Origin of the sequence: Paenibacillus vini, assembly GCF_018403325.1 — a bacterium.
GTDB classification, from domain to species: Bacteria; Bacillota; Bacilli; order Paenibacillales; family Paenibacillaceae; genus Fontibacillus; species Fontibacillus vini.
On the sequence record NZ_BOSL01000015.1, the window covers coordinates 148,765 to 156,709 of the forward strand.

At 48.2% G+C, this 7,945-nt stretch carries 10 protein-coding genes; 3 read left to right on the forward strand and 7 right to left on the reverse strand.

What is annotated here, in order from left to right; genetic code table 11:
• Window positions 1-25: 25 nt before the first annotated feature.
• The 5 genes from KJS57_RS20465 to KJS57_RS20485 all read right to left on the reverse strand — a co-directional run bounded on the left by KJS57_RS20465 (window position 26) and on the right by KJS57_RS20485 (window position 3,127).
• Entirely contained in the window at window positions 26-700 is a 675-nt protein-coding gene (locus KJS57_RS20465) for a potassium channel family protein (RefSeq protein WP_211023445.1), read from the reverse strand.
• A gap of 77 nt (window positions 701-777) precedes the next feature.
• Entirely contained in the window at window positions 778-1,221 is a 444-nt protein-coding gene (locus KJS57_RS20470; protein WP_213656171.1) for an aminoacyl-tRNA deacylase, read from the reverse strand.
• A complete protein-coding gene (locus KJS57_RS20475) occupies window positions 1,175-1,966 on the reverse strand; it encodes a DUF1361 domain-containing protein (protein ID WP_244861645.1) in 792 nt (263 codons plus the stop codon). Before KJS57_RS20475 ends, KJS57_RS20470 begins: the two co-directional genes overlap by 47 nt.
• Window positions 1,967-2,064: 98 nt before the next feature.
• Window positions 2,065-2,571 carry a GNAT family N-acetyltransferase gene (locus tag KJS57_RS20480; RefSeq protein WP_213656172.1) on the reverse strand — a complete coding sequence of 169 codons (507 nt, stop codon included), beginning with the start codon at window positions 2,569-2,571 and terminating at the stop codon, window positions 2,065-2,067.
• Window position 2,572: 1 nt separating this feature from the next.
• Window positions 2,573-3,127, reverse strand: a complete 555-nt coding sequence (locus KJS57_RS20485; protein WP_213656173.1) for a GNAT family N-acetyltransferase — start codon at window positions 3,125-3,127, stop codon at window positions 2,573-2,575.
• A 48-nt stretch (window positions 3,128-3,175) separates the two neighbouring features.
• Here KJS57_RS20485 and KJS57_RS20490 point away from each other — a divergent pair, with 48 nt between their 5' ends.
• Entirely contained in the window at window positions 3,176-3,484 is a 309-nt protein-coding gene (locus KJS57_RS20490; RefSeq protein ID WP_213656174.1) for an MGMT family protein, read from the forward strand.
• A 410-nt stretch (window positions 3,485-3,894) separates the two neighbouring features.
• Here KJS57_RS20490 and nagZ read toward each other — a convergent pair whose 3' ends face one another.
• Window positions 3,895-5,211 (reverse strand): beta-N-acetylhexosaminidase, encoded by a 1,317-nt coding sequence (gene nagZ, locus KJS57_RS20495; protein WP_213656175.1) that lies wholly within the window; start codon window positions 5,209-5,211, stop codon window positions 3,895-3,897.
• On the reverse strand, window positions 5,208-5,750 hold the full coding sequence (locus KJS57_RS20500) for a hypothetical protein (protein WP_213656176.1): 543 nt from the start codon (window positions 5,748-5,750) through the stop codon (window positions 5,208-5,210). The genes nagZ and KJS57_RS20500 overlap by 4 nt, the downstream gene beginning before the upstream one ends.
• Before the next feature lie 156 nt (window positions 5,751-5,906).
• Between KJS57_RS20500 and KJS57_RS20505 the strand changes: the two genes are divergently transcribed.
• The gene (locus KJS57_RS20505; protein ID WP_280520398.1) at window positions 5,907-6,497 is read left to right on the forward strand and encodes a bifunctional transcriptional activator/DNA repair enzyme AdaA; all 591 of its coding nucleotides are present in this window, start codon (window positions 5,907-5,909) and stop codon (window positions 6,495-6,497) included.
• A gap of 1 nt (window position 6,498) precedes the next feature.
• Window positions 6,499-7,035, forward strand: coding sequence for a methylated-DNA--[protein]-cysteine S-methyltransferase (locus KJS57_RS20510; RefSeq protein WP_213656178.1), 537 nt, complete (start codon window positions 6,499-6,501; stop codon window positions 7,033-7,035).
• Window positions 7,036-7,945: the final 910 nt, after the last annotated feature.

Genomic DNA, 7,945 nt, shown 5'->3' on the forward strand with positions numbered 1-7,945 from the left:
CGTCTCCTCTCCGGCTCTTCTTCGGCTATAATCCGGCGTCTTCTTCCAATTCGTTCTCGTCCAGAACTTCGTCCGGTGTCTGGTTCCCTGTTTCCTTCATGAAAATTTGCCGAAATACTCCGATCATGGACAACGCATATGCTACCGTAATAAAGCTGAAAAAAATCTCCATGACGACCACCAGGCGGGACGTATTGTCTACCGGTCTTACATCCCCGTAACCTACTGTAGTGAATGTCGCCACACTGAAATAGAAAAACGTAATCAATTGGGAAAGCGTGCCCTCTCCTAAGTTGTCTCCCGCAAAGCTGCCGCCTTTAAATAGCTTGTATATCGAAGTATACACCACCGTAAAAAAAACGATGCAGCTTAGTGTGGCGATGCTGATCCGGATGACGGCCGATTTCAGGCTGACCTCCCGCTTCACTGCGGAATCGGCAATTTCGCGGAAAATATAGAGGATATAGAACACGACCGAGCCAAGGACAAACAACAATATGATCGCCCGAAGCAAGGCGTCGGACTTCAGCACCGAACCGAAATCGACCCAGCCGAGAAGATCCTCCAGCGAAACAGCGACATAAACCAGGATCGGGGCCAGCAAAATGACCCGGCTGGTTACCCGCTTGTCCAGCAAATAAAAAAGAAGCGCCAACCCGATCAGCACGACGACATTGAGCCAAAGGATCCATGAATGCATCTTGATCTACCTCCCGGATTCTTCATCACCGCGGGAATCCTGATCATCATTACCCAAACCGCCGTGCTTAGTATCTGTTAAAGACGGGCAATCACCCTGTTTAATCTTTCCACTTCGGACGGTTTGATCTTCAAGGTGGCTTCCGGTACCCCGGTGCCGCCGAAAATCCACTCATACCTAAACAGCTTAGAGTCCAAAATAACCGGCAATCCATGACCTAATAGAGGAACGCACCCTATCGTGAATCCGGTGAATTCTTCTACCTCCTGGGGCTTCGCCAGCTTGAGCTTGTTAAGACCAAGCTTTTGTGCAAGCCCGGCAAAATCGACCCGCCCATAATCCCCCGAGATGATCAGAGCCGCATACTCCTCATCATTTTTCAAAATCAGCGTGGGAGCTGTCTGTCCCAGCTTAATTCCAAATAAGTCGGCGCCATCTTGGGCGGATACGATAGGTTTTTCGTGGCCTAGGATTTCAAATTGAACCTGGTTTTCTTGCAGGAAATGCACTAGTTTCTCCATGTTCGTTCTCCTTTTTGATTAGAACCGGATTGCCACGCATCGAACCAAACAAATAAAGTAAAACATAGCAAAAACAAGTAATCATGAACATCCATTTACAAAAATGGATCGCATGGCTCAAATTATCCATATTCGTGAAATACACCGCAATATCCTTCAATAACCGACCGGGATGACGTACAAGATCCCAGCTATTGAATCGGAAAAAGCGGCCCAGATAAATTCCGAAGCTGCTAAAGGCGAGTACGGCAAGCGCGAAGATCCATCCGGTAATCCGGCCGAAGGCATTGCGGACCAGCCGGTGAACCGAAGCCAGCGAGACCGAGCCTAGAGCGAGTCCCAACAAGGCCACGAAAAGCACGGTATATAAATGGTCCCAGAATAACATTTCCGACCAGAATCTGCCTGTCGAAGAGATTGGGTAACGCGCGAACGGATGTAATAAGTCCGTAACTAAATAAGCCGCATTGGGATAAAAGAAAAACCACACAAGTCCTACTGCAAGAAATAGTATACCTTTGAGTAACCGTGCTCTCATGAGACTGATCAAATCCAGACCAATCGCAAGTCCGGCCGGAATCCAGGCCAAGAACGTATTCCACACCAGAAATAAATAAGGCGGTCTTCCGCCACCCGGCAGTCGAGTATCCACTACGTATTTCATCCCTATGACTGTAGCTATAAACATAACCGCATATAAAAAAAGTTTGGCGGGGTAGCCTAATTGCCGAAGCTGTTGCTGCACTTTGCTTTCCTCCCGTCTGTTTATCCATCTCTATGTCTTCACCATACTTACAGCCTATATACGTATGGAGTTGGAAGATAGTTACGACAGGAGTGCTGCTACGCGAGCAGCTTGGCCATATAAAGCTCATCAATGAACTTGTCGCCTAAGCGGATCAAATCCTTCTTGAAACCTTCAATTTCAAAACCTGTCTTTTTGTATAAAGCAATTGCCGCCGCATTATGGGCCATCACCGTGAGTTCAAGCCGATGGAGGTTCCTCGCTTCCGCCCAACGGTGGAGCTCGGTGAACAGCGCGGTCCCCACACCTTTTCCAGAGAAGGTTTGCAAGATGCCGAGTACCAGATACGCCGAATGCCGGTTTCTTCGATAGGATGAGCCATAGGCTCCTAAATATCCGACCAGTTGCCCGTCCATTTCGGCCACGAATATCATCGAATCGTCTGCTGCCAGCAACGCAGTGATTTTCTGCCGCTGTTCTTCCGGAGTGATCATCCGTTCCCCCGGCTCCAGGAGCATGAATTCCGTCTCCCTGTCTAAACGGAGGCAAAGTTCCAGAAAAGCCCCCGCATCTTCTTCCTTGATGTTCCTGATATTCACGTTCATTTCACTCAATCCTCTCGTTTCGCAGCACCATATGAATATGATCTTCCCAAACTCCGTTGATCCTTAAAAAATTCAGGGCCACTCCTTCGTGATAGAAGCCTACCTTTTCCGCCACTTTGAGCGAAGCCTTGTTCCGGGGCATAATGTTCGCTTCGATCCGGTGCAGTCCCAATTCGTAAAAAGCGTAATCCGCCACCGCAGCTACCGCTTCCGTCATAAAGCCGCGGCCCTGTGCCGATTGGTCGATGCGATAGCCCAAATGACAGGACTGGAATACGCCATACACGATGTTGCTGAGCGTAAGGGAACCTATCACCTGGTCGGGCTCCTCTTTCCGGAACATCCACAGCTTATAAAGTTCCCTTTTTCTGAATTGGGAGTATTCCTTGGCCAGTAAATCCGCCTGATAATCGAGCGTGTAATATTCCTCGCTCCGCTTCGGTTCCCACGGTTCGAGAAACTCCTTGTTCCGCAGCACAAATTCCAGTACGTCCGCTGCATTGCTTTCGTCCAGCACTTTTAAAACCAACCGTTCCGAGTGTAAAATAGGTTTCATAACCCGCCTCGATTCTAAAGTTCATCTAATGACTTAAGGAGTGCCCATATGCAGCCGTTTACCATGCAAGTTATTGAAGTGATATTATCCATCCCGGAGGGAAAAGTCATGACCTACGGACAAGTGGCCAGAGCGGCGGGAAGCCCGCGTGCGGCGCGGCAAGTCGTCCGGGTCTTACATTCGATGAGCAGCAAATATAGTCTGCCGTGGCACCGGGTCATCAATGCGCAAGGCGAGATTGCGGTAAAGGATGACGAGTCTTTTTTTCTGCAAAAAATGTACTTGGAAGCGGAAGGTGTTATCGTAGGTGAAGATGGGCGAATTGACCTCGCCGAGTATCAGTACGAGCCCTGTTGAATTAATACTAGTTGGGTCTGGTGCGTGCAAGGAGCTAGCGAAGTGGCTTGATGGGGTGGTTGGTGTGCGCGGCCATTGTATGAGGAAGAGGGGCAAGGGCTCGAGAGTAGCTTCTGGCTTTCTGGGAGCAACATTGGCTTCTAACGGCGCCTCTCATGTGCTAACGGACATAGCGGCCCTTATTCGGCCCATTTCCCTTGTTTTTGTAAACTAACGGACACCACGGACCTTAAACGGCGGTTTTGCCGAGTGATAGGCCTGTTTTTGGCAGAATAACGGGCTGTATGTCCGTTAGATTCTTAAATAAGCTGATTTGCCCCCAATAACGGCTGTGGTGTCCGTTAGAACTCTCGAAACCAAACGTTACTCCATCCACCGCCACCTTACAGAACGCCTCGCAACCAGTCCATTTATTGCAAACCGTAATTCTTTCGCGCCTCTTTGATGGCGGCATTAACCGCCTTTACATCCGGCCCGTTCGCCGGCTCCCCGCTCAACTTATACTTTGCTTTAAGCTTCAAAATAGCGCCAACCCGCTCATCGAGCATGGTTTCACTGATGATCCCCTGTTCGACCGCTTTCGTGATCGCCCGGATGACCGCCTCTTCTTTGTCGTAGTCATGACCGACCAGTACGATATTTCCGCCTGCTGTGATGAACTCAACCGCGGCCTGCTCGATGCTGTAATTTTCTGTAATGGCACCCATCGTCATATCATCCGAAACAATTACACCTTTATAGCCAAGCTCTTCCCGGAGCAGATCATGAATGACCGCTTTGGAAAAAGACGAAGGGTGATCGGGATCCAGCTTCGGCAGCAGCAAATGGGCAATCATGACCATATCCGTGCCGTTCTCAATCGCATCCTGAAACGGAACCAGTTCAAGCTCTTTTAGCCGCTCCAGATCATGATTCACTACAGGCAGACCGAGATGGGAATCCACCGAGGTGTCCCCATGACCCGGAAAATGCTTCACCACGGGAATCACTCCCTTGCCGCTCAATCCCCCCATTGCTGCGAGGCCCATTTTGCTCACCGTTTCCGGTGTATCCCCGAATGAACGGTCCCCGATCACCGGATTGTCAGGATTGCTATTCACATCCAATACAGGAGCAAAATCCAGGTTCAGGCCAAAACCGGACAACTCGTCGCCGATGACCCGATAAAAGTCTTCCGCCGCTTTCGGATTGCCTGTATTCCCAATGCTTGCCGCCGTCGGTATTTTTGCGAATTCCTTAGGCATGCGGGTTACCCTTCCGCCCTCTTCGTCCACGCCCAGAAACAGCGGAAGCTTGTTGACGGAGTTATCCTCCTTCAACCGGTTAATCAAGGACAGCGCCTGATCGCTATTTTCAATATTATCTTTATAAAAAATAAATCCTCCGACACGATACGTCTCAATCAGCTTACGGGTATGCTCGTCCGGTGCAGTCCCTTCCATCCCGACGAGGACCAGCTGGCCTATCTTTTCGGTAGTGGTCAACTTATCCAGTTGTTCGGCAACGGCGTCCGTCGTCTCTTGTTGCGGTGGGGTCGGTTCCGTGTTCCCCTGCTGCTGCGGATCGTTTGTAGGGGGCGAGGATGGAGCCGCGCTCCCGCCCTGGTTCACGCCAGTTCCCTCGGACTCAGGAGAGGCCGAGTTTCGGGGAGCACATCCTGCGATCGTAAGAATCATCAGAGTTAACACCAAGGTCCATATCAACCATTTCTTCTTATTTCTTTTCATAATTCCTCCAATCCGGCATGTCCTTCTGCCGTTTCCCAGCGATGCTCGTATTTTTGCAGTCGGGGATGAATAACGGAAGGCTGCTCCGTCAAAATAAGCCGAATGCTTTTAATCCATTCCTCAAAAGAAGAGAAGGAGGCGAATAAATTGGCCGTTTCCGGCGTTATGAGCAGAAAGTAAGGAGCGGGGTATTTTTCCGCCAAAAAACGGAGCGCCGAGTCGATCGGCGTGTACTTTTTACGTTTCCCCTCCCAGCCTTCCACGGTGATATCCGCATGCTGCCGTGCCCGCCGCCAGTCATGGAGCTCGTCCTCCCTTTTATAAAAGGAACGCACTGGCTCTTTGGACATACGTCTAACCGTCTCCTCATGAAGGGGATACAACACAAGCGTACTAAAAGAACGCTCCTCCAAAATCGAAACGGCGCGTTCCAGATCCGCTTCCGACGTATTCTCGAATGTATCGTAATAGATTAACGTACCTTTTCGTTTCGGGACAGGCGGCTCATAGCCAAAAGGGACTTGAATATTTTGTCTCATGTTCGGGTTCCTCCGGATTTGAAGTGGATATTCTAGTTAAAATTACCCTGCCAGACTTGATTTATTCCATTATAACGCCCATATGTTGCAATTTCATTATCTTGCTTTTTCATCCTAAAATGAGTACATACGTTCAGGCCAAGGGGTATAATGGGCGTGGAGGTGAATGATGTGGCCGACTATATAGTGACTGAGGCTCAATGGCTGTCTATAATTCAGAACGATGCCGCTAGTGACGGAAAGTTCTTTTACGCCGTAAAAACGACGGGCATTTTCTGCCGTCCTTCCTGCAAATCCAAGCCTCCCAATCGAGAAAATATCACCGTGTTTCCGAACGCCGATCATGCCCTTTCCGCCGGATACCGTCCGTGCAAACGCTGCAAGCCTACCGGCCTGCGGCTTCCCGATGAGGAGTGGATCTCGGTGGTGGCCGAATATATCGATAAGCACTATATGGAGGAATTAAGCCTGCAACTGCTCGCCGACCTCGCCCATGGTAGTCCTTATCACCTTCACAGAACATTCAAAAAAGTGAACGGGGTCACTCCAGTGGAGTATATTCAAAAAGTCCGCATCGAACAGGCCAAGTCGCGCTTGTCGACAACGAGTCAGCCGGTGGCGGAGATCGGCAAGCAAGTCGGACTCCCCAATACACCTTATTTTATAACTTTGTTTAAAAAACTCACCGGCCTTACGCCGGCCAACTATCGATCATTGCACACTACGATCTCAAAAGGGGGCAGTTAATATGACGCAGAACGACCCGATTTACTGGAGTCATCTATTTAACGAAAATTGGAGCCTAATTGTTGCCGCCGGGGAACAAGGGCTTTGCTATGTGGGCTCCCAAGGGGCAGATGTGCAGGAATTGGAGAACTGGGCGAATCGCCGCTTCCCCAGCCGTCCCCTGATCCGGGACGATGCCCGGCTTCAACCTTATGCTGACGAACTCGAAGCCTATTTGCTAGGCAAACTCACGAGCTTCTCCGTTCCCTTCGAAACAACGGGAACCCCGTTCCAGCAGGCTGTCTGGAAGGCGTTATGCGACATCCCTTACGGGCAAACCGCTTCGTATTCCGACATCGCCCTTCGCATCGGCAAACCGTCTTCGGTCCGCGCCGTTGGAACGGCGATCGGCGCCAATCCGGTGCTGATCACCATTCCTTGTCATCGGGTGATTGGGAAGAATGGGGGGCTGACCGGGTATCGTGGGGGGCTTGAGATGAAGACTAGGTTGCTGGAGATTGAGGGGAGGGCCTCTGGAGGGTTTGAGGTTGTAGATTAAGCTAGAAATATTGAATGGCAAGAAGGGAAGAGTCGCTTTCCCAATAAAGCGGTCCTCTTGTTTTTCGTGTCTTATTAATTTACTAATCCTCTATTGCATCTACAAATTGCAGCTTGTTATATATTAATGACATTCTATATAATTGTTCTTGCTTCACTATAATCCGAGCCTCCAGACTCCGCTAAGTGAAAATGATGGATACGAAAGAAAGAACATTGAAATAGTCCTTCATTTGCTTTTCATCTCAATAAGTGCATTCATTAATCTGGTAAGAATAAGTCCTATGAGTACTAGTTCAATTAATTTCCCGAAGACACTTTGAATAACCGTGATAATATTGAAAATATATGTATTACTAAGAATCGTTTGAACATCTTCTCTGAGTGGCAAAGAAAAGTTCAATGCAAATGCAATATATGCAGTTTCAAATAAATTAATATAGTTATTTGTAAGTATAAACAAACTATAGTAAACGACTGAAAATATAATATTGGTAACAATCATTGCCGCAAAAATGTAAAATATCAGAACCCTATTGCTGAACTTTAATAGTCCATTATAGATGTATGAAATAAATTCAGTTAAGCTAATAAATAAAGTAAGGCTTATTTCTATTAATATAAAATATGAAAACATCTTTGATGTTAGTTCCGATACCCCTATTGTTTCCACTAAAAATCTCATTAGCAAAAAGTAAAAAGGCATACCAAAAAACCATAAAGTTACCGATAGAAAAAAGTTCAACATATGAAATGAATCATCTTTTTTCTTTAGGTATTTACTGGGTCTGTCAAGATTTTTGTGTAAACTCATTGTCAAGCAAATCCCCCGAGGGGGATTTGGCGTTTCTAACGTAAATAGTTACTGATGCGATCCGGAAAGAAGACGGATAGCTGGAGTAGCATTTGCC